Genomic DNA, 22,972 nt, shown 5'->3' with positions numbered 1-22,972 from the left:
GGCATCCTGCTGGGCCACCGGAGCAACCGGCCGCGCGGCCGGTGTCAGGCCGGCACGCGCAGGAGCAGCGCGTCGCCCTGACCGCCACCGCCACACAGCGCGGCCGCGCCGAGCCCGCCGCCACGACGCCGCAACTCGTAGATCAGATGCACCGCCAACCGCGCGCCGGACGCGCCAATCGGGTGACCGAGGGCGATGGCACCGCCGTCGACGTTCACCACGTCCGGGGAGAGTCCGAGTTTCTCGGTGGACACCACTCCGACGGCCGCGAACGCCTCGTTGATCTCCACCAGGTCCAGCGCGCCCACCTCGAGCTTCGCCTTCGCCAGCGCGGCCTTGATCGCGTTCGACGGCTGTTCGTGCAGGCTCGCGTCGGGACCGGCGACGACCCCGTGGGCGCCGATTTCGGCGAGCGGGGTGATGCCCAGTTCCTCGGCCTTGGCCCGGCTGGCCACCACGACGGCCGCCGCGCCGTCGGAGATCTGCGAGGCGGAACCCGCCGTGATCGTGCCGTCCGCCGCGAAAGCCGGCCGCAGCTTCGCCAGCCCTTCGGCGGTGGTGTCCGCACGGACGCCCTCGTCGCTGTCGAACAGCACCGGGTCACCCTTGCGTTGCGGGACCGGCACCGGCGCGATCTCCTCGGCGAACCGGCCCGCCGCGATCGCGGCCGCCGCCCGCTGGTGGGACCGTGCGGCGAAGGTGTCCTGCTGCTCGCGGGTCAAGCCGTACCGGGAGTTGTACTTCTCGGTCGAGGCGCCCATGGCGACCTGGTCGAACGCGCAGAACAACCCGTCGTGCGCCATGTGGTCGACGACGGTGGCGTCCCCGTACTTGATGCCGGTGCGCGACTTGGGCAGCAGGTGCGGCGCCTGCGTCATCGACTCCTGTCCGCCCGCGACCACGAGGTCGAACTCCCCGGCGCGGATGAGCTGGTCGGCGAGCGCGATCGCGTCCAGCCCGGACAGACACACCTTGTTGATGGTCAGCGCGGGCACGTCCATGCCGATTCCGGCGGCCACCGCGGCCTGGCGGGCGGGGATCTGGCCGGCTCCGGCGGTCAGCACCTGACCCATGATCGTGTACTGCACGGCTTCCGGTGACACTCCGGCGCGCTCCAACGCGGCCTTGATCGCCACGCCACCGAGCTGGGCCCCGGAGAAATCCTTCAGGGAACCGAGCAGGCGGCCGATCGGGGTGCGGGCGGCACCCAGGATGACGGAACCGGACACGGCGGCCTCCCTGTGAAACGACGACGTCTTTCTCGACGATACCCGGCGTCAATACCGGAGAAAGGTGAGAAAGGGCTCAGCGGCCGAGACGGCGTCGTGCCTATGCTCGCGCTATGCACGACGCGCTGAAGCCGTTCATCACCACCATCGACCACGTCGGTGTGGCGGTCCCGGACCTGGACGCCGCGATCAGCTTCTACGCCACGACGTTCGGCCTCGAAGCGACGCACACCGAGGTCAACGAGCAAGCCGGCGTGCGCGAAGCGATGCTCCACGCGCCGGGTGACGAGTCCGGTCCCGCCGTCCAGCTTCTGGCGCCGCTCTCGCCGGACTCCACCATCGCGAAGTTCCTCGAAACCAAGGGACCGGGCCTGCAACAACTGGCGTACCGGGTGACCGACATCGACGCCGTCACCGAAGCGTTGCGGCAAAAGGGTTTGCGGGTCCTCTACGAGACGGCCCGGCGTGGCACGGCGAACAGCCGCGTGAACTTCGTCCACCCCAAGGACGCCGGCGGCGTGCTCGTCGAACTCGTCGAACCCGCCAAGGACAGCTAGCGGGGGCGGGCCATCAACGCGTCGGCGATGAAGGTCAGTTCGCGTTCCATGAGGTCTGGCGGGTCGTCACCGGCGTGCCGCGCCACGGAATGCCGGTAGCTGACCGCCAGCGCGAGCAGACCCGCCGCGCTGTCCACGTCCGCCACCGCGAGGCCACCCTCGCTCGCCGCGACGATCACCGCCTTGACCTCCCGGACGAGGTGCTGGAAGCGATCCTGCAGCGCGTCACGGACCGCGCGGTGAGTGTCGGCCTCGCGCCACAGCAGATGGGACAGCATCCGTGAGCCGGCCAGGCGCGCGTCCAGTTCGGAGACCAGCCGCCGCAGGCTCTCCGCGATGTCACCGGGCACGACCACCCGCGCCGGGTCGATCTGTTCGTCGGGCAGCCGCTTGATGAGCGCCGCCAGGAGATCGGACTTGCGGCGGAAGTAGTAGTGCACCAGGCCCTTCGGCACGTCGGCCCGCTCCGCGATCCGGGACGTCGGGGTGGCGTCGAAGCCGGACTCGGCGAACAACTCCTCCGCGGCGACGAGAATCCGTTCTCTCGCCGGTGCCTGCTTGCCGTTCACCCGCGCACCCTCCCGGTCAGCGAACGCCGTCAAGGCCACCTTAAGGGCACTGCGTACCCCTGAGGTGACCTTGAGGGTGTTCACGACGGGTCCTCAGTGCGTACCGGCCATCCGGCCGTGAGCGGCGTTGGCCACCGGAAGCGCGGCCGCGCCCAGGATGATGGCCAGGCCGCCGATGATCCAGGAACTCCAGGACGCGGCGGTCAGGCCCGTGTACCCCATCACCCACGGCGAGATGAAGAGCAGCACGCCGAGCACGACCTGGACCCCTTCGCCGTAGACCAGGCCCGGCCGCGCCAAGGACAGCAGACCGTCCAACGCGATCAGCCCGCCCAATACCACCATCGTCCACATCGTCGTGCTGTCGTGCGCCACCCAGAGGAAGGACAACGCCGCGACCACACCGAGCACAACCTCCGCCCAGTCATGCGGCCGCGACCACGCGCGCGTCGCCATCGCCGGTCACCTCCGACCAATCCCCGAAGCCGCTCCCGACCGCGGCTTCTCTGCTGCCATTGTGCTCCTTGGTTGGCCAGCCGGTCAAGATTCACCAGCGACGGGTGAGATCGGCCGAACCCGCTGGCCACAGAGGTTACTGGCCAGTAATATCGCCGGATAGTCCTCGAGGGAAGGCCGGTTGAGATGAGCAGGCTCGAACAGATCAGGGAAGCCATCCTCTCCGGTGACTCCGGCGCGGTCGCCTCGATCGAGCCTCCGTCGTCCTACCGAGGCGTGACCGTGCACGCCGACGAGGTGGAGATGTTCGAAGGCCTGGCGAGTCAGGAAAAGGATCCGCGCAAGTCCCTGCACGTGGACGAGGTCCCCACGCCCGAACTCGGTCCGGGCGAGGCGCTCATCGCGGTGATGGCCTCGGCGATCAACTACAACACCGTGTGGACCTCGATCTTCGAACCGCTGCCCACGTTCAAGTTCCTGCACCGCTACGGGAAGCTTTCCCCGCTGGCCAAGCGGCACGACCTGCCCTACCACGTGGTCGGCTCCGACGCCGCCGGCGTCGTGCTGCGCACCGGGCCGGGCGTGCACACCTGGAAGCCCGGCGACGAGGTCGTGGCGCACTGCCTCAACGTGGAACTGGAAAGCCCGGACGGGCACAACGACACGATGCTCGACTCCGAGCAGCGCATCTGGGGCTTCGAGACAAACTTCGGCGGGCTGGCCGAGATCGCGCTGGTCAAGGCCAACCAGCTGATGCCCAAGCCCGCCCATCTGACCTGGGAAGAGGCGGCCTGCCCCGGCCTGGTGAACTCGACCGCCTACCGGCAGCTCGTCTCCCGCAACGGCGCCGACATGAAGCAAGGCGACGTCGTGCTGATCTGGGGCGCGTCGGGCGGGCTCGGCTCCTACGCGACCCAGTACGTGCTGAACGGCGGCGGGATTCCGGTGTGCGTGGTCTCCAGCCCGGCCAAGGCGGAGATCTGCCGGGGGCTGGGTGCCGAATTGGTGATCGACCGCAACGCGGAAGGCTACAAGTTCTGGAAGGACGAATACCACCAGGACCCCAAGGAATGGCAGCGTTTCGGGGCCAGAATCCGGGAGCTGACCGGCGGAGAGGATCCCGACATCGTCTTCGAGCATCCCGGACGGGAAACCTTCGGTGCTTCCGTCTATGCCGCGCGGCGCGGTGGCACCGTGGTCACCTGCGCGTCGACTTCGGGTTACCTCCACCAATACGACAACCGTTACCTGTGGATGAACCTCAAGCGCGTCATCGGGTCGCATTTCGCGAACTACCGGGAGTCGTGGGAGGCGAACCGGCTGATCGCCAAAGGCCTGATTCATCCCACGCTGTCGCGGACCTACCGAATGGACGAAACCGGGCAGGCCGCGCTGGATGTGCATCGCAATGTCCATCAGGGCAAGGTGGGCGTGTTGTGCCTGGCGCCCGAAGAAGGACTCGGCGTGCGCGACGAAATGACCCGCGAGGCTCACCTCGACCGGATCACCCTGTTCCGCGGGGCGTGAAACAAAGCCCGCACGGCACTCAGCGAGGAAGGTTCGCCTCCGGCTACCCTCATGGCCATGAGCCTTGGCGACGAACGGGAACTTGTGCCGCTGGGCGCCGGCTTCGATCTGGCGAAGCGCGGCTACGACCGGCACCAGGTCGATGAGCACCTGGAGCGGCTCGACAGTGACCTGAAGATGCTGGCCGCCGATCGCGACGCCGCCATCTCGCAGGCCGGTGACCTCGCGCGTCAACTCGAGGCGGCGCGCGGCGAGATCGACAATCTGCGCGGCCAGGTCGATCGCCTCGGCCAGCCGCCCACCACGGTCGAAGGGTTGTCCGAACGGCTCCAGCGCATGCTGCGCCTCGCACAGGAGGAGGCCAGCGACACGAAAGCACGCGCGGAAGCCGAAGCAGGGCATATCCGCGCGAAAGCCGAGGCCGACGCGAGCGCGATGCGTGCCCGCTACGAGCAACTGTTGTCCGAACTGGACGCGCGCCGCAAGGAAATGGAGGCGGAGCACCGGAAGGTGCTGGAAACCGCGCGGGCCGAGGCGGAGGCGATCACCACCAAGGCCGCCGAGGAACGCGAGCGACTCGACGAGGAAGCCCAGCAGCGGCGCGTCCAGGTCGAAGAGGACTTCGAAATCGCGATGTCCACTCGCCGCACCGAAGCCATGCGGGTGCTCGCCGAGCAGGAGGCGACCAGCAAGGCCGAGGCCGAGCGCCGGGTCCGGGAAGCCACCGAAGAGGCCGCTTCCATCCGTGCCAAGGTCGCCGCCGAGGAGAAGGCCGCGGCGACCGACATCGACCGGCGGCGCCGCGAGTCGGTCGCGGACGCCAACCACCGCAAGCAGGCCTCGATCACCGAGGCCAACGCCCGCCTCGCCGAAGCCACGGACGAAGCCAACCGCCGCGTCCGGGAAGCCACCGAAGAGGCGAACCGCCGGATCAACGAGGCGGCCGAGCGGGTCGAAGCGCTGCGGAAACTCCGGGATGGCATCGCCGATCAGGTCAGGGCCGCACGTTCGGTGCTCACCGAGGCCCACGCGGTGCTCGGCGAAGCGGAAGCCGGTGTTCAGCCGCTTGCGGCGGAGACCGTGAAGGCGGCACCGGAGGGTGCTGCGGCGAAACCGACTGGCGAGTAGCCTAAGGCCGCCCACCCCGACAGCTTGCCGGAGGAACTCGGATGGCCGCTTACCAAACCGTCGTCGTCGGCACCGACGGTTCCGATTCGTCCTTCCGCGCGGTCGACCGCGCGGCCGCGGTCACCGCGGAATCGGGCGCCCGACTCGTCATCGTCTGTGCCTACTACCCCGCCAGTGGTAAGGACCTCGAAGAAGCCCAGGACGCCCTGGGCGAAGAGGCATACCAGGTCGTCGGCTCCGCTCCGGCCGAGGACACGCTGCAAAGCGCGCGGGACCGGGCGGTCAAGGCCGGCGCGACCGACATCGAAACGGTGCCCGTCGTGGGCGAGCCGGTCGACGCGCTGCGGAAGGTCGTCGCGGAACGCTCGGCGGACCTGCTGGTCGTCGGCAACCGCGGCTTGAACACGCTGGCGGGCCGGATCCTCGGCTCGGTGCCGGCCGAGGCGGCCCGCAAGTCCGGGGTGGACGTGCTCATCGTGCACACGACCTAGCCCCGCGTGCGAACGGATTTGCGGAGAGCCCGGACGCCGTGGACGAGCAGCAACTGGAGACCATCCTTCTCGGCGGCACGCGCCGCTACACGCGGCTCGAAGTCGCCGAGAAGGCCGGGATATCGCCCGAACGTGCCACCCGGTTGTGGCGCGCGCTCGGCTTCGCGACTGTCGGCAACGACGAGGTCGTGTTCACCGAAGCCGACATCGAGGCCGTACGTACCGCCGTCCAGCTGATCTCCTCGGGCCTGCTCGACGAGAGTCTCGAAGCGCCCGTGACCCGGGCACTCGGCCAGCACCTGTCGAGGCTGGCGGAGTGGCAGGCGGACATGCTGCGCTCGCTCATCGAAGGCAACGAGGAACTCCGCCACGACGACCAGCAGATCACCGTGCTGGTCAACAACCTGCTTCCCGAGTTGGAAAAGGTGCAGACCTTCGTGTGGCGACGGCATCTGGCCGCGTTCGCCGGGCGGATGCTCACCTCCCAGCGCGACGACCTCCCGGCGCGCACCGTGCTGCCCGGGGTCGCCGGCTTCGTCGACATGGTCGGCTACACCGGGCTCACCCGGCAGCTCGACGAGTCCGAGCTGAGCGACGTCCTGGAGAACTTCGAAGGCATCGCCTCGGACGCCATCGCCGACCAGCACGGCCGGGTGGTCAAGATGATCGGCGACGAGGTGCTGTTCGTCGCCGATTCCCCGGCCGAGGCGGCCGAAATCGCGCTGACGATCGTCGAGCGGATCCGCGCCGAGGGCAACCTGCCCCAGGTGCGCGCCGGAATGGCCGCCGGCCGGATTCTCAGCCGGTTCGGCGATGTGTACGGGTCCGTGGTGAACCTGGCCAGCAGGCTCACCTCCACCGCCCGGCCGGGCACTATCCTGGTGGACCGCGAGCTGGCCGGCGTGCTGGGTGAAGACCCGGAGTACGAGGTGCGGCCGGGCAGGACGGTGGCTGTGCGGGGCTACCGCAGGCTTCGGCCGTATGTCCTACGGCGCGCTAGCCGAAACGACGGGCAATAATCGCCCGTTTTTCCTATTTTACCGGGAACGCGGCAGGCGTAAGGTGACTGTGCGCACGCGAACCGACACTCTTCGAAGTGCTCCATTCAGCCTAGCAAGGAGATGGGGTCATGGTCGCGGAGGCACGCCCACCGCGTCACAACCCGCTACAGGAGATCTTCTGGACGCGAACCGGACTCCTGCTGCTCGTTCTCGTGGTTCTTTCCGGAGTGTGTCTCACGCTTTCCGGCGTACTGGCGCCCGGCATGGGAAAGAACCTGGTCACCGCGCTCGGCACCGGCACCCTGGTGTCGGCCATCATCGGTTTCGGGCAGACGCTGATCACCGCCACGGCCGCCCAGCGGGCGTTGGTCTCTCCCGTGATCGACGAGAGCAGGCGCACCCTGCGTGAGCTGGCCGCCGAATACCGGTCGATGAACAAAGAGTTCTTCCCCACCCATGTCTTCGAGGCGACCGCCGAGCCCGACCCGGCCTTCAACCGGCTGATGATGCAGGACCTGCGGACCACCCGCCAATTCTTCTTCCGGGGTTTCTCCGCCCGGTACGCGGCCGCGCGGCTGCTGCTCACGCACGGCGAATGGGAACTGCGGGTGGTCATCGCCGATCCGCGGGACGCGACCACCCTCAGCGGCCGGGCGCTGTACCTGCTGCGCTATCACGATGCCAACGGGGACGCCGAGAAAATCCAGGAGGAACTCTCGCACGAGGTCTCGATCGGCCTGGTCGGGCTGTACCTGGCCCGGAGCCGGTGCGTGCGCGTCGATCTCACCGTCGTCCACGATCCGCCGCTGGACCGGCTGGAGATGTTCGACGACAGCGTGTGGATCCACCTCTACAGCGACGCCGCCGGCGCGAGCAGCCTCTACCCGCGCACGCTCCGGTTCTCCGAGGGTTCGTTCATCTACAACATGGAACGCGCGGATTTCCTGCGGGTCTGCCGTTCCCGGACCGCGCGGCACTTCGCGCTCGCCCCGGACACCACCCGTGGAGAGTTCATGGCGCTGTACCAGAAGGTCACCGGATGCCCGCTGACCGAGGAGCGGTTCCGTGAACTGGGCACGGAATTTCACGTGTTCCGGCACAAATTCTCGACGACGGCATCCCTGGAGTGAGGAGACATGGCCATCCACAACTCGGCCCTGGCGGGTCTGACCGCGGACCTTCATGGACTGGAGCGGCCGCTGGTGGCGCATTGGCCGCGGGTTCACGAAACCTTTCTCCGCTGGGTCGCGAAGCCGGAGTTCCGCGTCGATCTCCGTGACTACGTGCGCTCCCTGCCCGAGGCCGAATTGGCCGCGCGGGCCCGCGAGACCACGACACATTTCGCGTGGTGCCTGCTCGACCAGCCGGACACCGACTTCACTCTCTGGTTACACGAATACAAACCGCGACACGACTGGCGACCGGGTTACGCCGATTCGGTGCACAACCACCGCTACCATTTCTGCACCACGCTGCTGCACGGCAGCTATCTGCACGAGCGGTTCGACGCCACGGTGAGCGCGGAGTCGGGCCTGATCACCTCGGTCACCCCGCGCGAGCGGATGACCTGCGAGACAGGCTCCTCGGCGGTGATGCTGGCGCCGGAATACCACCGCGTCGGCGGCGTCGCGGACGACACGATGACCTTCCTGGTGAAATCACGGCCGGTGGCCGCGTGGAGCCTGTCCTACGACCCCGGGTGCGGGGTCACCCACCGGCATGTTCCGGTCGAGAATAGATTGGGGGAAATGTCGGCCCGAATCTGACCTATTCGCCCCGACCTGGCGCACTTCGCTGGTTACGATCGCTCCACCCGCCTGAAGAAAACGGCCGGATTGGAGAGATCCATGTACGCGCAGAACCCCGTCGCCGAACGCGCACTTTCCGAAACGGTCATCACCAATCTCGAACGCCATGTCCGCGCGCTCTGCCGCCACTACGCCGAACGCCTCCCGTTTCACGGCTGGCATCACGTGTGTTTCGTCCGCACGAAGGCCGCCGATTTCGCGCGCTGCAACGGTGCCGAGGTACCCGTCGTCGAGGCCGCCGCGCTCGTGCACGACGTGAACTACCTGGTCCGCCGGAACTCCCCCGCCGCGGCGGGCCGCGACCTGCGGCTGGGTCTGTTGATCGGTTCCGGCGCGCCGCCCGGGGTGGCCCGCTGGATCGACCGGATCGTGGACGAGGCCGAAATGGCCACCCGCGGCCCGGACGTCTCACTGGAAGCCCAGGCCCTCTCGGACGCGGACACCCTGTTCAAGGCCCTGCCGATCACCCCGGTGATGCTGGCGCACCGGTACCTGGCGGAAAACGGCATCACGGTGCGGGAACTGGCGAACAAGATCGTCAACGAGCAGCGCGGCCCGCACGACGAGGGTTACTACTTCTACAACCCCGTGGCGGCGCGCACGTACTCGCGGTGGGCGCTGGCCAACCTGGAACTCTGGCAGTGCATCCGGGAAGCGGTGGACGACCCCGCCGTCGTCGACCTCCTCGGCGCCCTCACCACCTGAGAGTAATGTCGAACTCTCTTGACATAATGAGACCGGCCTGGTCAGCGGTGGGCGGGGAGGACGGCGTATTGGCGGATGTAGAGGTCGGTGTAGGTGACCGGGCCTCGCGGACCGGGCACCTTGTCGAGGTTGATGCCCGTCTCCGGGACCGCCAGCAGCTTGAAGCCGTCGAGGAGCCGGGTGGGGGCGTTCCAGAAGACACCCGTGCCGGTGTAGCCGTCGAAGAACGCCTCGGCGGCGGCCGCGTCCTCGGTGGCGATGCCGGCGGCCAGGCCCGAGGTCTGCTCGTTGGCGATCCGGACCGCTTCCTCCAGGGCGCCGACCGGTGCCACCGTCACGGTGGCCTCACGCTCGGAATCGAGCGCCCACTCGTAACCGATCGGGTGCTCGTGAGGCGGCAACGACGGGGTCACCGCGCGCTCGGCGAGGGCCTCCTCGACCGACGGCCACACGCGCTCGTAAGCGGCAGAGTGGATCAGCAGCAGGTTGAGCCTGTTGCACACGCCGAGCCTGTCCAGACTGGCGGCGACCAGGGAACGGACGACCGAGGCATCCGCGGCCTCGTCCACGTACAAGACGCCACCGCCGTCCGCATGGGCCAGCGTGCGGACGCCGTGCGTCGCCGCCTCGGTAGCCAGTGAGCGAGTGCTTTCCCCACTGCCGCGAAGGATCACCAAGGGCACGAGCGCAGGCAGGCGGACAAGCGCGGCCGCGGCCTCGCGTTCGGTCCTGGGCACCAGTTGGACGGCGTCGGAGTCGATGCCGGCTTCGGTGAGCGCGGGCGCGATCACGGTGTCCAGCAACCGCTGCGCGGAACCGAGCGCGGCCGAACCGGTGCGCAGAACGCCCGCGTTGCGCGACTTGACCAGTTGTGAGGCCACATCCACGGTGACGTTGGGCCGCGCCTCGTAGTTCGCGCCGATCACGCCCACCGGACGGCGCCGCTCGACCAACCGCAGCCCGCCGTCCAATGTGGACAGATTGAGGATGCGTTCCTGGTGCGGGGCGCCGGCCAGCAGCCGCAACTGCTCGGCCATCCCGGTCAGCCGGTCACCGGTGATGGTCAGCCTGTCCAGCAGGCCGGCGCTCATGCCGTCCTCGCGCGCCCGCTCGACGTCGATGCGGTTGGCGTCCAGCACGGCCTCGCGGCTGTCCAGCAACCGGCGGGCCATCGCGCTCAGCGCGGCGTCGACGGCTTCGACGGGCGCCGCCGCCAGGGACGGGGCCGCCCGCTTGGCCGCTCGCGCGCACTCCTCGACCGCCTTGGCCACCTCGTCGGACACCACCGCTGATCCCTTCCGCTCGGCCGACTGTGCGTCTGCGCGCCCAGTCCGTGCTCCCAGTCTGCCCTATGGGCAGGTCAGGGACGCAGCGCGGGCTCCAGCAACCACGCGCCCCCGGCCACCAGGCACACCAGCGCGATCACCGCGATGATCAGCACCCACAGGATCCCGGGCATACCGGTCAGCCGGGCGAGCTGGTCGGCGTCGGAGTCACGGGCCAGGCCCATGCGGCGCTTGGTCTGCAGCTCGACCACCGGCCGGACACCGCCCAGCAGCAGGAACCACGTGATCAGGTAGACGAACCACGCCTGCACCTGGGGTCCGGCCACGAGCGCGACGAGCGCCAGTCCGCCCGCGGTGAGCACCACGGACAACACGCCATAGGCGTTACGCACCATCACGAGCACACCGAGCAACAGCAGCGCGGCGACGATCAGCATCGCGGTGATCAGGTGAGCCGACAGCAAGGCCGCGAAGCCGAGCCCGAGCACCGCCGGCGCCGGATACCCCGCCAGCGAGGTCAGGACCATGCCTGGCCCGGTCGGCTTGCCGCGCGAGACCGTGACACCCGAGGTATCCGAGTGGAGCCGGATTCCATTCAGGCGCCTGCCCACCAGCACGGCGACCAGCGCGTGACCGGCTTCGTGCACGATCGTGACGACGTTGCGCGCAAGTCTCCACGGCGACCCGGACAACACCAGCACCAGCGCCAGTCCACCGGTGACCAGCGGCACCAGCGTCGTCGGATTCGGCTGAGTGTCGAAGAGCCCCGTCGAGCCCGCGGTGTCCACGAGATTCACGCGGAAAGCTCACCATATGCCTTGTTTACGTCGTGTCATCACCCCTTCTCCTGACACAGCGGGAGCACAGGAAGAGCCTTGCCTCAGGCATGCCTGGCACGCAGGAGAACCGCGACCCAGCTCCGGTAGGGCCGCCACCGCCGGGCGAGTCGATCGAGCTCGGCCGGTGTCGCCTCCGGAAGCCGATACGCCTCGCGCATCCTCTCGTGCACCCTTGGTTCGTCGAGCGGGAACACATCCGGATGACCCGCTCCCCTGATCAGGATCAGCTGCGCGGAGAACGGTCCGACACCGGGCAAGCGCTGCAATCGCTCCAGCGCCTCATCGGGTTCGAGAGAGCGCAACCATCCGGCATCGAGCAGACCGTCCCGGGCTGCCCGCGCCACGGCATGCAGCCGCTCGACCTTCTGGACGGGAAGCCCGAGTTCCCCGTCGAGGACCGCCAGCACCTCGGGCGCCGGAAACGAGGCGAGCGGCACGCCCGCGACATCGACCTCCACGCCGTGCCGCTCCGCGATGCGTTGCTTGATCCGCGCCGCCTGGCTCATCGGACGGCCGTTGCCCACGATGGTCCAGCAGGCCGCCTCGTACGGCGAGTGGAACTGCACGGGACGCAACCCTGGATAACGCCTGGCCAGCGCCCCCACCACCGGATCGCCGCGCGCGACATCCTCGAAGCCGGAACCGTCCACGTCCAGGGAAAGGATGCGGCGGACCTGACCGATCGCCACGTCGGCCGACGATCCGGCGCCCTGTACCGAAACCTCGACCGGCGCGCCGGAACCGACGTCCGGCCCGGGTGTTCGGCGGCGGATCAGCGCCCCGGCATGTTCCCAGGAGCCTTCGACCGGGAACGCCATCCTCAGTACCCCTTCCTCCGCTGCCGCGCCGGGACGCGCCGCGGGGGTGAAGGCCGCCAGGAAACGCGCGGAAGCGTCGAGGTCGAACGGGCCTCGCGCGACGAGTTCGGCGGTGGTGAGCCGGGGTTGCACGGTGATGGTCATCGGTGTGCTCCTTCACTGGTCCTGGCCGGTCTTCTCCCTCGCGACCGGCGATGTGCCGACCGTAGCGGCACCCACCGACAGTTTTCGGCAGCGCGCCGCCGGCCTACGCCCCTCACCCGGCGGGTGCCCGCACCCGGCCCCAGGGTGGTGCGTACTTCCTTGCCCTGCCTTGGATCCGGGCCACGGACCTCAGCGGCGCCGCACCACGCACGGAATTCCGGACGGCAGCGAACTAGAGTACATTGTGGACAGTTAGTGTCCCGCCGGAGCGCGGGTGCCGGTCTTCCGGCCGGCCATCCACGGACCGAAACCTTTTCTCAGGGTTTGCCCCGGTCTGCCCACAGGATCTTCCCAGGAAAGCCTGCCAAGCTCGAAACCACAGCCCGGCCGGCACGGTGCACTCACCCGAAGGTGTCCGGCAGGGACCCCTGGCACCGGCGAGATCACCGCGTCACCGCGCTCGCCGGAGTACCGCGCGTCACGGGCCCGGGGGAAGTGGGACGGGCCGTGGCGGGGGCGGCCCGTCCCACCCGGCCGCCGCCTCTCTTCCGGCGAACTTTGTGCCTTCAACCCCTCCGGCCCGGCCAGGGGTTAGGGTTTTCCGGTGACCGACCGTCTTGTCTGGATCGACTGTGAGATGACGGGGCTCGACCTCGCCAAGGACGCCCTCATCGAAATCGCCGCGCTGGTGACCGACGCCGACCTCAACGTGCTCGGTGACGGGCTCGACCTCGTCATCCACGCCGACGACGACGTCCTCGCCACCATGCCCGACGTCGTCCGCGACATGCACGCCCGGTCCGGCCTCACCGAGGAGGTCCGGCGCTCCACGACCACCCTCGCCGAAGCCGAACGCCGGGTCCTCGACTACATCCGCGAACACGTGCCCGAGCCCGGCGGCGCACCACTGGCGGGCAACTCCATCGCCACCGACCGAGGATTCATCGCCCGCGACATGCCCGCACTCGACGCCCACCTCCACTACCGGATGGTCGACGTCTCCTCCATCAAGGAACTCGTCCGCCGCTGGTACCCGCGGATCTACTACGCCAAGCCCGAGAAAGGCCTCGCCCACCGCGCGCTCGCCGACATCAAGGAATCCATCGGCGAACTCGAGTACTACCGCCGGACCGCCTTCGTCCCCCTGCCCGGACCCACCAGCGAAGTGGCCAGGGCGGCGGCGGCCGACGTGCTCCTCCACCGCGGCGGATAACCCCTTTCCGGCCCGCGACGGTGGCACGCTACGATATGCGGGCCGAGGCCGGAAGGCCACGCATGGTGGGTGTAGCTCAGTTGGTAGAGCACCTGGTTGTGGTCCAGGATGTCGCGGGTTCGAGTCCCGTCACTCACCCCAGGCAGTGCTGTTCGCGGGGCACCGCTTCCCGGTTTGTGGGGATCGTCGTTGTGTTGGGGGGCCGAGCCCCCCAAACCCCCGCGGTGCGAGCTCCTCGTCTTGGCGGGCGCTGGGCGCGTTGTGGTGAGACCAGCACCGGAGAGTGCGTCAGGCCAGGGGTTGACGGGATCATTGTGTTGGTGAGTGTGGGTGCGTTGTGGTGAGACTGGTGTCGGGGTGGGGGTGTGGATGGTGATGTTGGTGGGGGTGTGTGGGGAGTGTTTTGGGTTGTGTTGTGTGGTGCCGGGGTTTTCGAAGTCGGCGGATTTTCCGGTGGACAAGGCGGCGGGGCGGGCATGTCCGCATCTTGACGCCGGGTTTCGCTGTGGTGTCCATGACGAGCTGAGGCCGCGTGGATATGTGGGGTGCACTGTCTACGACTGCTTCGGCGCTGGACAGCGGGTCTCGCAGGAGGTCTTCCAGGGGAAGGACTGGCGGAACTCGCCGGACGTCGCCGAGGCCATGTTCGCGGTGTTTCCGGTGATGCGGGATCTGCACGAGCTTCTCTACTACCTCACCGAAGCGTTGAAACTCCCGGGTGCGGCCAGTTACCAAGCCCAACTCGAAGAAGCTCGTGACGCCACGGAAACCCTCGCCGAGTCGGGCCCGGACGCTCTGCGCGAACTCGACACGACCGCCTACCAGCAGCGGATCGGTCCCCTTCTCGCCGAGGTCAGCGCGGCGGTCCGAGGCAAGGGGCGCGACCTCCGGCGAGCCGACCTCATCGGCAAGGACCTCACGGGTGCCCGGTTCGGCCGCGCGAACCTGCGGGGCGCCTACCTGCTCGGTGCCGATCTCCGAGGCGCCGATCTGCGGCTGGCCGACCTCACCGGAGCGGACCTCCGCGGCGCCGACGTACGCGGCACGGACCTCGCGACCTGCCTGTTCCTGACCCAGCCCCAGCTCCAGGCGGCCAAGGGCGACTCGTCGACCCTGATCCCCGGCTCCCTCGACCGGCCTGGGCACTGGATGGCCTGAGACGGGTAAGCGAAAACACTTTCCCGGCCCGCGCCTGTGGGGTATGTCTGGGTCGTGATCCCCATCCACGACGTGAACCCGCTTCGGCGCACACCGTGGGTGACCTATGGGCTCGTCGCCGCGAACGTGATCGTGTTCCTCCTGATGCCCGCCGCCGCGCACTCCCTGGTGGGCCAGGTCAGCCTGGGTGAACTCTGCCGGCTCCAGGCCTTCGTCGAACGCTGGGGCGCGGTGCCCGTCGAGTTGCTCCACGACCAGTTGCCTGCGCTCGTCCCGACCGGGCAGGGCGCCGTCGGCCCTCGTGGTGTGGGCTGCCTCCTGGGACCACCCGCCTACCAGAAGTCACCGCCGCTGTCGGTGCTGACTTCGATGTTCCTGCACAACAGCTGGAGCCACCTGCTCGGCAACATGCTGTTCCTCGCGATCTTCGGCAACAACATCGAGGACCGCCTCGGCCGCGTCCGCTTCCTGCTGTTCTACCTCGTCTGCGGTTACGCCGCCGGATACGGCTTCGCGCTCACCACACCGGACTCGACCGACCCGCTGATCGGCGCCTCGGGCGCCATCGCGGGCGTGCTCGGCGCCTACCTGGTGATCTATCCCCGGGCCCGCGTCTGGGGGCTCATCCCGGTCCTGTTCTTCCTGCCACTGCGTGTGCCGGCGTGGCTCATGCTCGGCATGTGGTTCGTCCTCCAGGCTCTCTATGCCACCGGATACGGGACCGCGCAGGCCGGAGCCGTCGCCTATGCGGCACACGTGTTCGGCTTCGTGCTCGGCGCCCTGCTGGGCCTCACCCTGCGCAGACAACCCAGACGGCTCGTGTGACATCCGGGTACCGAATCACCCCGAACGGCGTAATCCATTGTGGAGTCCGGTCGGCCAGGTTTGGTGGGCGTGAAACGAGGTATTCCGTGTCAGCGCAAGGTGCGCTGACAGGTGGAGGTGGACAATGCTCGCATTCCTGGGCCTGCTGCTGATCATCTGGCTCGCCATGATCGTCCTTGGCGTGGCCGTGAAGGGTTTGTTCTGGCTGGTGATCGTCGGCGCCGTGCTGTTCCTCGCGACGGGCGCGTTCAGCTGGACGAAACGGCAGACACTCGGCCGGCGGTAGGATCGGCCGGCTCGCCCGGGCGGCAGCTCTCCACCATTGCCACCCCGAGTCCGGGCAAGCCGGGGGACTTCGAACGTCCACTGTAGACCTTGTGTGCAGGGCAAGCGGTGGTGCCAGGATCCGGGCCGTGAAGGGCTTCCTTCGCGGCCCGGATCGTTTTCGGCCGCCGGCTAAGCGGCCACTCCTTGCGCGAACCGGAAAACGCCCTGCGGATCATAGGACCGGGCGACTTGCCGAAGACGCGGCGCGTTACCGCCGTAGTAGGCGTTCATCCAGTCGGGAAGCGCCGGGTCGATGTAGTTGACGTACGCGCCATCGGCGCCGGCCGCGGCGAGGCCCGCGACGACACCGCCGACCGTCCGCGTCACCGCGTCACGATTCCCGGCCGTCGCCGACGCATAGACCTGCACGCTGGCGAGCGCACCGCGATGCCAGAACGCGGTGTCCGAAGGCGCCATCCGGGAAACCGCGCCACCGAGACTGTCGATCAGCAGGTCCACCCCGGTCTTTCCGGCGATCGTCCCGGTGAGCCCGGCCGGGTCGATCGGCTTGCCGATGACCCGGGACGAGGCGACGAACGACTCGCGGTCTTCACCGCCGGCGAAGTAGCGCATCGCGCCGGGGTAATCCATCTGTCGCGCCGACCTCGAGACCGGTGTGGCTCCGGCACGCCGCACCAGATCGTCGAGCAGCGGGTTCAGCGCGCCGGGGTCTCCGACGAAGCAACCACCGACCCGGCTCTTCACCGGCGACCCCGAGGTCAGCACCAGGTTGGACCAGAGTTTCGAGGGTGTCCCGGAAATCCAGGACTGCCACGCGCCGGCGACGTCACCGGCCGATCCGTCGGGAAAGCGCAGGGCGAAGACCGTGACCTCGGGCGCCGGGTCGGTCGCGAAGGTGAACGACGTCACGATGCCGAAGTTGCCGCCACCACCGCCGCGCAGGGCCCAGAACAGCTCGCTTTCGCTGTCCGCCGACGCGGTGCGCACCGTGCCGTCCGCGGTGACGATCCGCGCGGAAAGCAGGCGATCACAGGTCAGCCCGTACTGGCGAGTGAGAACGCCGATCCCACCGCCGAGGGTCAGCCCGGCGATGCCCACGGTCGGACAGGTTCCGGCGGGCAGGCACCGTCCCGCCGGACCGAGCGCGGCGTAGACGTCCTTCAGCCGCGCACCGGCGCCGACCACCACGCGATCACCTTGAACGTCCACGGTGGACATGCGACCGACGTCCACGACCAGGCCGTGCTCGGGTGCGGAATATCCGGCGTAGCTGTGGCCTCCGGAGCGCGCCGCGATCGGCACGCGCCGGGCCGCCGCGGTGATGCACGCCTGGACGTCTTCGGGGGTCGCGCACTGGGCGACCGCGGCCGGGGCATGGTCGTCGAAGAAGGGGTTGAACCCCCGTTTCGCCGACTCGAAAGCGCTTTCTCCCGGCACGACCAAGCGACCGGAGAGGCGTGAGCGCAGGGCGTTCCAGTCCGGCGGCCCCGCCGGGACACTGCTCGCCGACGTACTGGGCGGAGGGCTCGGGAACGAGGTGGGCCGCGCGCCGGACGAGTCGGGGGAACACCCCGCGACCGCCGTCCCCACGGCCGAAGCCCCCGCCAACCGGATGAATGTCCTTCTGTCGACCCGCACCCCCGTTGGACGTCCGACCAGCGCTTTCGTTCCGCTGGCAGCACCATGGCATCACATGGCTTGATTTGGCACCACCGTGGTGCCATAGTGGTGCCATGGACCTGACGCCGTATGTGGACGCTCTCCGCCGCGATCTCGCGATGGCGGCCGAAGCCGGAGGAGACGACGCGCGCGCCCTTGCCGAGCGGCTCACCGCACCCCTGGAATCCGCGGCACGGCTCGCTCTCCTGGACGCACTGTCCGCGGCGGCGGACGAGATCACCCGGGAACTCGCGCCCGGTTCGGTGGATCTTCTTCTCCGAGGCCGCGAACCCGGTTTCGTCGTGACACCACCGCCTCCGGAGCAGCAGTTCGAATCCATCGGACCGTCCACTATGGACAATCTGCCGCCCACGCCGCCGGAGGTGGACGAGGGCGGCACCTCCCGGATCAACCTCCGTCTTCCCGAGCACCTCAAGGGACGGATCGAAAAAGCCGCGAGCCAGGCGGGCCTTTCGGTCAACTCCTGGCTCGTCCGGGCCGCGGCGGCCGCGCTGGAGCCCGGCGGTCACGAACACGGCCGCGCACAACGCACCACAGGGGGCGGTCAGCGCTACACCGGCTGGGTGCGCTGACCTCCCCCACCACATCCGCACCACCACACCCATCACCAGGCAAACCTGTTTGGAGAGTTCGTCATGCCCACTTTCGCCACGCCAGAACCGATTTCGGCCACCATCGACCTCGTCGTCGGTGACGTTCACCTCATCGCGGGAGAGCGTGACACCACCACCGTCGAGGTGAGGCCGAGTGACGCCTCGCACGCCGCTGACAAGCGGGTCGCGGAACAGACCAAGGTCGAATACGCGGCGGGTCAGCTGCGGATCAAGGCACCACGGCAGCACGGACTCGGCATCTTCGGCAGGCCGGGCTCGATCGAGGTGACGATCGGCCTGCCGGCAGGCTCGAACGTGCACGGCGGCATCTCCGTCGGAGCGTTCCGGGCCGAAGGCCGCCTCGGCGAGTGCTGGCTCAAGACCTCCGTCGGCAATGTCGACCTCGACCAAGCCGGTTTCCTCGACGCGAAGACCAGCGGAGGCACCGTCGGCGTCGACCATGTGGCCGGTGACGCCGAGGTCAGCACCGCTTCCGGACGAGTGCGCCTCGGTGTCATCGAGGGCACCGCGATGGTCAAGAACTCCAACGGGGACACCTGGATCGGCGAGGTCACCGGCGAGGCCCGCATCAGCGCCTCCAACGGGGACATCGCCGTGGACCACGCCGGGGCGGGAATCACCGCCACCACCGCCAACGGGCACGTCCGGATCGGCGAGGTCGTGCGCGGCGCGTCCACGCTCAAGACGGCCGTCGGCGAGATCGAGATCGGCCTCCGCGCGGGCACCGCGGCCGAACTCGACGTGTCCACCCGGTTCGGGAAGGTGCGCAACCAGCTCGACGTCTCCGCGGGGCCGGAACCGTCCGACGAAACCGCCAAAGTCCTCGCGCGCACCAGCTTCGGCGACATCTTGATCCGTCGTTCCTGATCAGGGGAACAAGACAAGGAAGGAGGGGGAATGACCGTCATGGACCGTCCGGCGATTTCGGTGGCCGGACTGCGGAAGTCCTTCGGTGACAAGGTCGTGCTCGACGGCATCGACCTCACCGTGGCCGCGGGAACGATCTTCTCACTGCTCGGCCCGAACGGGGCCGGAAAGACCACCATCGTCCGGATACTGTCCACTTTGATCACTCCCGACGCCGGAGAGGTCTTCGTCGCCGGACACGACCTGGCCGGACAGCCCGGCGCGGTGCGTGCCGCGATCGGTGTCACCGGCCAGTTCTCGGCGGTGGACAATCTTCTCACCGGCGAGGAAAACCTGCTCCTGATGGCGGACCTGCACCACCTGGGCCGCGGAGGAGGACGCAGGCGAGTCGCGGAGCTGCTCGAACGGTTCGACCTCACCGACGCGGCCAGGAAGCGGGCGGCGATCTATTCGGGCGGGATGCGGCGAAGGCTCGACCTCGCGATGACCCTCGTCGGCAACCCGAGCCTGATCTTCCTCGACGAGCCGACCACCGGTCTGGACCCGCGCAGCCGCCGCACGATGTGGCAGGTGATCCGTGGCCTCGTGGCCGACGGCGTCACGATCTTCCTCACCACCCAGTACCTCGACGAGGCCGACGAGCTCGCCGACCGGATCGCGGTCCTCGACCGAGGCAGGATCGTCGCCGCCGGGACACCGGAGGAACTCAAGCGCCGCGTTCCCGGCGGGCACATTCGCCTTCGGTTCCCTGGTATGCCGGAGCTCGAGTCCGCGGCCCGCGTGCTTCCCACGGCTTCGCGCGACGACGAAAGCCTCAGCCTGCAGGTGCCGGGTGAGGGCAATGTCCGGTCGCTGCGGGCCGTGCTCGACCGGCTCGACCAGGCCGCCGTCCAGGTCGAGGAACTGTCCATCCACACCCCCGACCTGGATGACGTGTTCTTCGCCGCCACCGGTCACGCCACCGAGGAGAAGGCGCCAAGATGACCACCGCATCCATTGTGCTCGCCGACTCTCTGACGATGTCGCGCCGGAACTTCCGGCGAATGGTCCGCTATCCGTCCTTGACGCTGATGCTCGTCGGCATGCCCGTCGTGTTCCTCCTGCTGTTCGTCTACGTCTTCGGCGGAACGCTCGGCGCCGGGCTCGGCGGTGCCGTCGACACCCGCACCGCCTACGTCAACTACCTCGCCCCGGGCATCATCCTGTTCACGGTGGCCGGCGCGGTGCAGGGGACGGCGATATCGGTCGCGATGGACATGACCGAAGGCATCATCGACCGCTTCCGCACCATGTCGGTCCCCCGGTCCGCGGTTCTCACCGGGCACGTGATCGGCAGCATGGTTCAAACCGTGTTCGGCGTCGTCGTGGTCACCGGGGTCGCGCTGCTCACCGGGTTCCGGCCGACCGCCGGGACGACGGAGTGGCTGGCCGCCGCCGGTCTCCTCGTACTGGCCGCGTTCGCGCTGATCTGGCTCTCGGTGGCCTTGGGCCTCGCCGCGAAAAGCGTCGAGACAGCCAGCAATTCGCCCATGATCCTGATGCTGCTGCCCTTCCTCGGCAGCGGCTTCGTGCCCGCCGGTTCCATGCCCGCCGGGCTGCGGTGGTTCGCCGAATACCAGCCCTTCACGCCCGTGACCGAAACGCTGCGGGGCCTGCTCACGGGAACCCCGGTCGGAAACAACGCGATCATGGCCGTCGCCTGGTGCGTCGTCATCGCGTCACTCGGGTATTTCTGGGCCGTGAGACTGTTCGACCGCAGGCAGCCGCGGTAGCCGATCGGACAATTCCGGCGCCGGCAAATATTTCGGCCACACTGCGGCCGATACCATTTGCCGGCGCCCGCTTCGGTGGTGAAATCCCGGTATTTCCGATGCATTTTCGCGACGGCGGAATCGGCACTATCCGTTGCCGACCGAAACCGTCGATGCAGCCGAATCGGTGAGGGCTCTGCGTCACGCGAGTGAACACGGTTCCGGCCGTGACGTTTCGGTGACACCGTGGTCATCGACACGGAAGGAGCTTCACATCATGGGGGAAAGATCATCCATAGCCTTTCTCTGGCTCGAAATAACCGGCCGCTGCCAGCTCGCCTGCGTGCACTGCTACGCCGGCAGCTCCCCGTCCGGCTCCCACGGCAGCATGATCACCGAAGACTGGAAGAGGGTGATCGGTGAGGCGGCGGACGCGGGCGTGCGCACGGTGCAATTCATCGGCGGAGAACCCACACTGCATCCCGGCCTCGCCGACCTCATCGATTACGCCCTTCGCCACACGCTGAAGGTCGAGGTGTTCACGAACCTGGTTCACGTCACCGACATTTTGTGGGAAACGTTCTCGCGGCCGGGAGTCAGCCTCGCGACCTCGTATTACTCCGCCGACCCCGGCCGCCACGCCGCGATCACCGGCCGCCCGACCCACGCGCGCACCCGCGCGAACATCGCCAAGGCGGTCGGCGCGGGAATCCCGCTCCGTGCCGGAATAATCGATTTGGACCCGGACCAGCACACCGATCGAGCCGATTCCGAATTGGCCGGCCTCGGGGTAAGGGCCATCGGTTACGACCGGTTCCGCGGTCTCGGTCGTGGTGCGCGGGGCGATCTCGTACCCGCGACACAGCTTTGTGGACAGTGTGGTCTCGGCTCGGCCGCGGTATCACCGGACGGCACCGTATGGCCCTGTGTCATGGCGCGGTGGATGGCGGTAGGGAACGTGCGACAGCACTCGCTCGGCGAAATTCTCGCCGAGCTCCCCGGCGCTCGCGCCGATTTGACGAAACAGGGAATGCGCGTCACAGTGGATCAGACCATGAATACGGGGACCTGCACACCGTGTGGTCCCCAGGGCAACTGTTATCCGATCCACTGTCACCCGAGGTAATGACCGCAGAAACAGCAGAAACATCCGATGACTCCTTCCGCCGATGGATGTGGGCCAATCTGGTGCACGCGACCGCGTGTTTCGCGCTGACCGTGACCGGAAAACCACATTGGGGCTGGCGGCTGCGCTCGATCGGCGTACCCGCCCGCAGCGACGAGCACGGTCGGTGCTGGCTTCGCGTCGGCTCCGAGCAGACCCGGTTCCTGACCGAATGGGGCGAATTCTGGACGGGCAACGTCGACGCGAACATCATCACCGGCGTACGCAAGCCGGTGGTGCTCGACAGCCTCGAATGGGACGTCCCTGAGCACGGGCGAAGGGTCCGCGCGGAGGTGATGACGTTCCTGCCGGGAAACCCCTGTTCGCTGACCCAGGCCCTGCAAAGTCCGGTCGGTCTGTCCGAGGCGTGGTGGCGTTCGCTGCGGCGCAGCCTCGAACGCATCCGCGCCGTCCCGACCTCGCGCTTCGGCGACCGGAAACCGGTGAGCACCATGGCCACCGAAACCCTCGGCTTCGAACTGCGCATCGACCGGTGGGAAACCGTCCACGGCGACCTCCACTGGAATAATCTGATGTGCCCGGAATTCGGTGTGGTGGACTGGGAAATGTGGGGCCGCGGCCCGGCGGGCTCCGACGCGGCCACCCTTTATTGCCTCAGTCTTCTGGTGCCCGCGGCCGCCAAGCGGGTTCACGCGGTCTTCTCCGACATCCTCGATTCTCCCGCCGGACACACCGCCCAGCTGTTCACCGCGGCCAGGCTGTTGCGCCACACCGCCAAGGACTGTCCGGAACTGGACCGCGCGCTGAGAAAGCACATCCGGAGATTGACCGCGAAAGCGCTCGTCCGGGAAACGCTCTGACTCACGCGGGCCTGGCGGAGGACGGTCGTTCA

General features: G+C 68.4%; 25 protein-coding genes and 1 tRNA gene. 19 read left to right on the top strand and 7 right to left on the bottom strand.

Annotated elements, in window-relative coordinates:
* Positions 1–44: 44 nt before the first annotated feature.
* The gene (locus ACFSXZ_RS24315) at positions 45–1,229 is read right to left on the bottom strand and encodes an acetyl-CoA C-acetyltransferase (protein WP_378267443.1); all 1,185 of its coding nucleotides are present in this window, start codon (positions 1,227–1,229) and stop codon (positions 45–47) included.
* Positions 1,230–1,342: 113 nt separating this feature from the next.
* Between ACFSXZ_RS24315 and mce the strand changes: the two genes are divergently transcribed.
* Positions 1,343–1,786: a methylmalonyl-CoA epimerase gene (gene mce, locus ACFSXZ_RS24310; protein WP_378267442.1), complete on the top strand. Its 444-nt coding sequence runs from the start codon at positions 1,343–1,345 to the stop codon at positions 1,784–1,786.
* On the opposite strand, the gene ACFSXZ_RS24305 is transcribed toward mce, so the two are convergent.
* Together ACFSXZ_RS24305 and ACFSXZ_RS24300 are read right to left on the bottom strand one after the other, a co-directional pair.
* Complete coding sequence (locus ACFSXZ_RS24305; protein WP_378267441.1) at positions 1,783–2,388, bottom strand: TetR/AcrR family transcriptional regulator; 606 nt, start codon at positions 2,386–2,388, stop codon at positions 1,783–1,785. The two genes, mce and ACFSXZ_RS24305, sit on opposite strands and share 4 nt — an antisense overlap.
* Before the next feature lie 60 nt (positions 2,389–2,448).
* Positions 2,449–2,811 carry an SPW repeat protein gene (locus ACFSXZ_RS24300; protein WP_378267440.1) on the bottom strand — a complete coding sequence of 121 codons (363 nt, stop codon included), beginning with the start codon at positions 2,809–2,811 and terminating at the stop codon, positions 2,449–2,451.
* Between the two features lie 186 nt (positions 2,812–2,997).
* On the opposite strand from ACFSXZ_RS24300, the gene ccrA reads away from it, so the two are divergent.
* From ccrA to ACFSXZ_RS24265, 7 genes are all read left to right on the top strand, one after another.
* The gene (gene ccrA / locus ACFSXZ_RS24295; protein ID WP_378267439.1) at positions 2,998–4,338 is read left to right on the top strand and encodes a crotonyl-CoA carboxylase/reductase; all 1,341 of its coding nucleotides are present in this window, start codon (positions 2,998–3,000) and stop codon (positions 4,336–4,338) included.
* 57 nt (positions 4,339–4,395) lie between these two features.
* Complete coding sequence (locus tag ACFSXZ_RS24290; protein ID WP_378267438.1) at positions 4,396–5,466, top strand: chromosome segregation protein; 1,071 nt, start codon at positions 4,396–4,398, stop codon at positions 5,464–5,466.
* A 41-nt stretch (positions 5,467–5,507) separates the two neighbouring features.
* Complete coding sequence (locus ACFSXZ_RS24285; protein WP_378267437.1) at positions 5,508–5,957, top strand: universal stress protein; 450 nt, start codon at positions 5,508–5,510, stop codon at positions 5,955–5,957.
* 38 nt (positions 5,958–5,995) lie between these two features.
* Positions 5,996–6,976: an adenylate/guanylate cyclase domain-containing protein gene (locus tag ACFSXZ_RS24280; RefSeq protein ID WP_378267436.1), complete on the top strand. Its 981-nt coding sequence runs from the start codon at positions 5,996–5,998 to the stop codon at positions 6,974–6,976.
* 110 nt (positions 6,977–7,086) lie between these two features.
* Positions 7,087–8,088, top strand: coding sequence for a hypothetical protein (locus ACFSXZ_RS24275; RefSeq protein WP_378267435.1), 1,002 nt, complete (start codon positions 7,087–7,089; stop codon positions 8,086–8,088).
* Positions 8,089–8,094: 6 nt separating this feature from the next.
* Positions 8,095–8,724, top strand: coding sequence for a hypothetical protein (locus tag ACFSXZ_RS24270; RefSeq protein WP_378267434.1), 630 nt, complete (start codon positions 8,095–8,097; stop codon positions 8,722–8,724).
* Positions 8,725–8,805: 81 nt separating this feature from the next.
* The gene (locus tag ACFSXZ_RS24265) at positions 8,806–9,471 is read left to right on the top strand and encodes an HD family phosphohydrolase (protein WP_378267433.1); all 666 of its coding nucleotides are present in this window, start codon (positions 8,806–8,808) and stop codon (positions 9,469–9,471) included.
* Positions 9,472–9,512: 41 nt separating this feature from the next.
* Here the strand turns inward: ACFSXZ_RS24265 and ACFSXZ_RS24260 are convergent, their stop codons facing one another.
* The 3 genes from ACFSXZ_RS24260 to ACFSXZ_RS24250 form a co-directional block, all read right to left on the bottom strand.
* Positions 9,513–10,754, bottom strand: coding sequence for an aldehyde dehydrogenase family protein (locus ACFSXZ_RS24260; RefSeq protein WP_378267601.1), 1,242 nt, complete (start codon positions 10,752–10,754; stop codon positions 9,513–9,515).
* Positions 10,755–10,831: 77 nt separating this feature from the next.
* The gene (locus ACFSXZ_RS24255; RefSeq protein ID WP_378267600.1) at positions 10,832–11,545 is read right to left on the bottom strand and encodes a M50 family metallopeptidase; all 714 of its coding nucleotides are present in this window, start codon (positions 11,543–11,545) and stop codon (positions 10,832–10,834) included.
* A gap of 92 nt (positions 11,546–11,637) precedes the next feature.
* A complete protein-coding gene (locus ACFSXZ_RS24250) occupies positions 11,638–12,558 on the bottom strand; it encodes a DNA-3-methyladenine glycosylase family protein (RefSeq protein ID WP_378267432.1) in 921 nt (306 codons plus the stop codon).
* Positions 12,559–13,162: 604 nt separating this feature from the next.
* Here ACFSXZ_RS24250 and orn point away from each other — a divergent pair.
* From orn to ACFSXZ_RS24225, 5 genes are all read left to right on the top strand, one after another.
* A complete protein-coding gene (gene orn, locus ACFSXZ_RS24245) occupies positions 13,163–13,771 on the top strand; it encodes an oligoribonuclease (RefSeq protein WP_378267431.1) in 609 nt (202 codons plus the stop codon).
* A gap of 65 nt (positions 13,772–13,836) precedes the next feature.
* Positions 13,837–13,912, top strand: a tRNA-His gene (locus ACFSXZ_RS24240).
* A gap of 399 nt (positions 13,913–14,311) precedes the next feature.
* The gene (locus ACFSXZ_RS24235) at positions 14,312–14,929 is read left to right on the top strand and encodes a pentapeptide repeat-containing protein (protein WP_378267430.1); all 618 of its coding nucleotides are present in this window, start codon (positions 14,312–14,314) and stop codon (positions 14,927–14,929) included.
* A gap of 54 nt (positions 14,930–14,983) precedes the next feature.
* Positions 14,984–15,754 carry a rhomboid family intramembrane serine protease gene (locus ACFSXZ_RS24230; RefSeq protein WP_378267429.1) on the top strand — a complete coding sequence of 257 codons (771 nt, stop codon included), beginning with the start codon at positions 14,984–14,986 and terminating at the stop codon, positions 15,752–15,754.
* A 124-nt stretch (positions 15,755–15,878) separates the two neighbouring features.
* The gene (locus tag ACFSXZ_RS24225; protein WP_378267428.1) at positions 15,879–16,040 is read left to right on the top strand and encodes a hypothetical protein; all 162 of its coding nucleotides are present in this window, start codon (positions 15,879–15,881) and stop codon (positions 16,038–16,040) included.
* Positions 16,041–16,210: 170 nt separating this feature from the next.
* On the opposite strand, the gene ACFSXZ_RS24220 is transcribed toward ACFSXZ_RS24225, so the two are convergent.
* Positions 16,211–17,650 (bottom strand): FAD-binding oxidoreductase, encoded by a 1,440-nt coding sequence (locus ACFSXZ_RS24220; RefSeq protein ID WP_378267427.1) that lies wholly within the window; start codon positions 17,648–17,650, stop codon positions 16,211–16,213.
* A 125-nt stretch (positions 17,651–17,775) separates the two neighbouring features.
* On the opposite strand from ACFSXZ_RS24220, the gene ACFSXZ_RS24215 reads away from it, so the two are divergent.
* The 6 genes from ACFSXZ_RS24215 to ACFSXZ_RS24190 all read left to right on the top strand — a co-directional run bounded on the left by ACFSXZ_RS24215 (position 17,776) and on the right by ACFSXZ_RS24190 (position 22,940).
* Positions 17,776–18,294, top strand: a complete 519-nt coding sequence (locus tag ACFSXZ_RS24215) for a hypothetical protein (protein ID WP_378267426.1) — start codon at positions 17,776–17,778, stop codon at positions 18,292–18,294.
* A gap of 63 nt (positions 18,295–18,357) precedes the next feature.
* Positions 18,358–19,203 (top strand): DUF4097 family beta strand repeat-containing protein, encoded by an 846-nt coding sequence (locus ACFSXZ_RS24210; RefSeq protein ID WP_378267425.1) that lies wholly within the window; start codon positions 18,358–18,360, stop codon positions 19,201–19,203.
* A gap of 39 nt (positions 19,204–19,242) precedes the next feature.
* Positions 19,243–20,187, top strand: a complete 945-nt coding sequence (locus tag ACFSXZ_RS24205) for an ATP-binding cassette domain-containing protein (protein WP_378267599.1) — start codon at positions 19,243–19,245, stop codon at positions 20,185–20,187.
* A complete protein-coding gene (locus tag ACFSXZ_RS24200; protein ID WP_378267424.1) occupies positions 20,184–20,975 on the top strand; it encodes an ABC transporter permease in 792 nt (263 codons plus the stop codon). The genes ACFSXZ_RS24205 and ACFSXZ_RS24200 overlap by 4 nt, the downstream gene beginning before the upstream one ends.
* 256 nt (positions 20,976–21,231) lie before the next feature.
* Positions 21,232–22,080, top strand: coding sequence for a radical SAM protein (locus ACFSXZ_RS24195; RefSeq protein WP_378267423.1), 849 nt, complete (start codon positions 21,232–21,234; stop codon positions 22,078–22,080).
* 47 nt (positions 22,081–22,127) lie between these two features.
* Positions 22,128–22,940: a phosphotransferase gene (locus ACFSXZ_RS24190; RefSeq protein ID WP_378267422.1), complete on the top strand. Its 813-nt coding sequence runs from the start codon at positions 22,128–22,130 to the stop codon at positions 22,938–22,940.
* The last annotated feature ends 32 nt before the right edge of the window (positions 22,941–22,972 follow it).

This window comes from Amycolatopsis pigmentata, assembly GCF_042684065.1.
Classification (GTDB): Bacteria; Actinomycetota; Actinomycetes; order Mycobacteriales; family Pseudonocardiaceae; genus Amycolatopsis_E; species Amycolatopsis_E pigmentata.
Note: the sequence above shows the minus strand (reverse complement) of the source record. Positions and strands in the feature narration are given on the sequence as shown.

Bases quoted from the DNA above. Each gene is read 5' to 3' on its own strand.
- mce (WP_378267442.1), top strand. From the start codon at position 1,343: ATGCACGACGCGCTGAAGCCGTTCATCACCACCATCGACCACGTCGGT.
- ACFSXZ_RS24300 (WP_378267440.1), bottom strand. From the start codon at position 2,811: ATGGCGACGCGCGCGTGGTCGCGGCCGCATGACTGGGCGGAGGTTGTG.
- ccrA (WP_378267439.1), top strand. From the start codon at position 2,998: ATGAGCAGGCTCGAACAGATCAGGGAAGCCATCCTCTCCGGTGACTCC.
- ACFSXZ_RS24290 (WP_378267438.1), top strand. From the start codon at position 4,396: ATGAGCCTTGGCGACGAACGGGAACTTGTGCCGCTGGGCGCCGGCTTC.
- ACFSXZ_RS24285 (WP_378267437.1), top strand. From the start codon at position 5,508: ATGGCCGCTTACCAAACCGTCGTCGTCGGCACCGACGGTTCCGATTCG.
- ACFSXZ_RS24275 (WP_378267435.1), top strand. From the start codon at position 7,087: ATGGTCGCGGAGGCACGCCCACCGCGTCACAACCCGCTACAGGAGATC.
- ACFSXZ_RS24270 (WP_378267434.1), top strand. From the start codon at position 8,095: ATGGCCATCCACAACTCGGCCCTGGCGGGTCTGACCGCGGACCTTCAT.
- ACFSXZ_RS24265 (WP_378267433.1), top strand. From the start codon at position 8,806: ATGTACGCGCAGAACCCCGTCGCCGAACGCGCACTTTCCGAAACGGTC.
- ACFSXZ_RS24250 (WP_378267432.1), bottom strand. From the start codon at position 12,558: ATGACCATCACCGTGCAACCCCGGCTCACCACCGCCGAACTCGTCGCG.
- ACFSXZ_RS24225 (WP_378267428.1), top strand. From the start codon at position 15,879: ATGCTCGCATTCCTGGGCCTGCTGCTGATCATCTGGCTCGCCATGATC.
- ACFSXZ_RS24215 (WP_378267426.1), top strand. From the start codon at position 17,776: ATGGACCTGACGCCGTATGTGGACGCTCTCCGCCGCGATCTCGCGATG.
- ACFSXZ_RS24210 (WP_378267425.1), top strand. From the start codon at position 18,358: ATGCCCACTTTCGCCACGCCAGAACCGATTTCGGCCACCATCGACCTC.
- ACFSXZ_RS24205 (WP_378267599.1), top strand. From the start codon at position 19,243: ATGGACCGTCCGGCGATTTCGGTGGCCGGACTGCGGAAGTCCTTCGGT.
- ACFSXZ_RS24200 (WP_378267424.1), top strand. From the start codon at position 20,184: ATGACCACCGCATCCATTGTGCTCGCCGACTCTCTGACGATGTCGCGC.
- ACFSXZ_RS24195 (WP_378267423.1), top strand. From the start codon at position 21,232: ATGGGGGAAAGATCATCCATAGCCTTTCTCTGGCTCGAAATAACCGGC.
- ACFSXZ_RS24190 (WP_378267422.1), top strand. From the start codon at position 22,128: ATGTGGGCCAATCTGGTGCACGCGACCGCGTGTTTCGCGCTGACCGTG.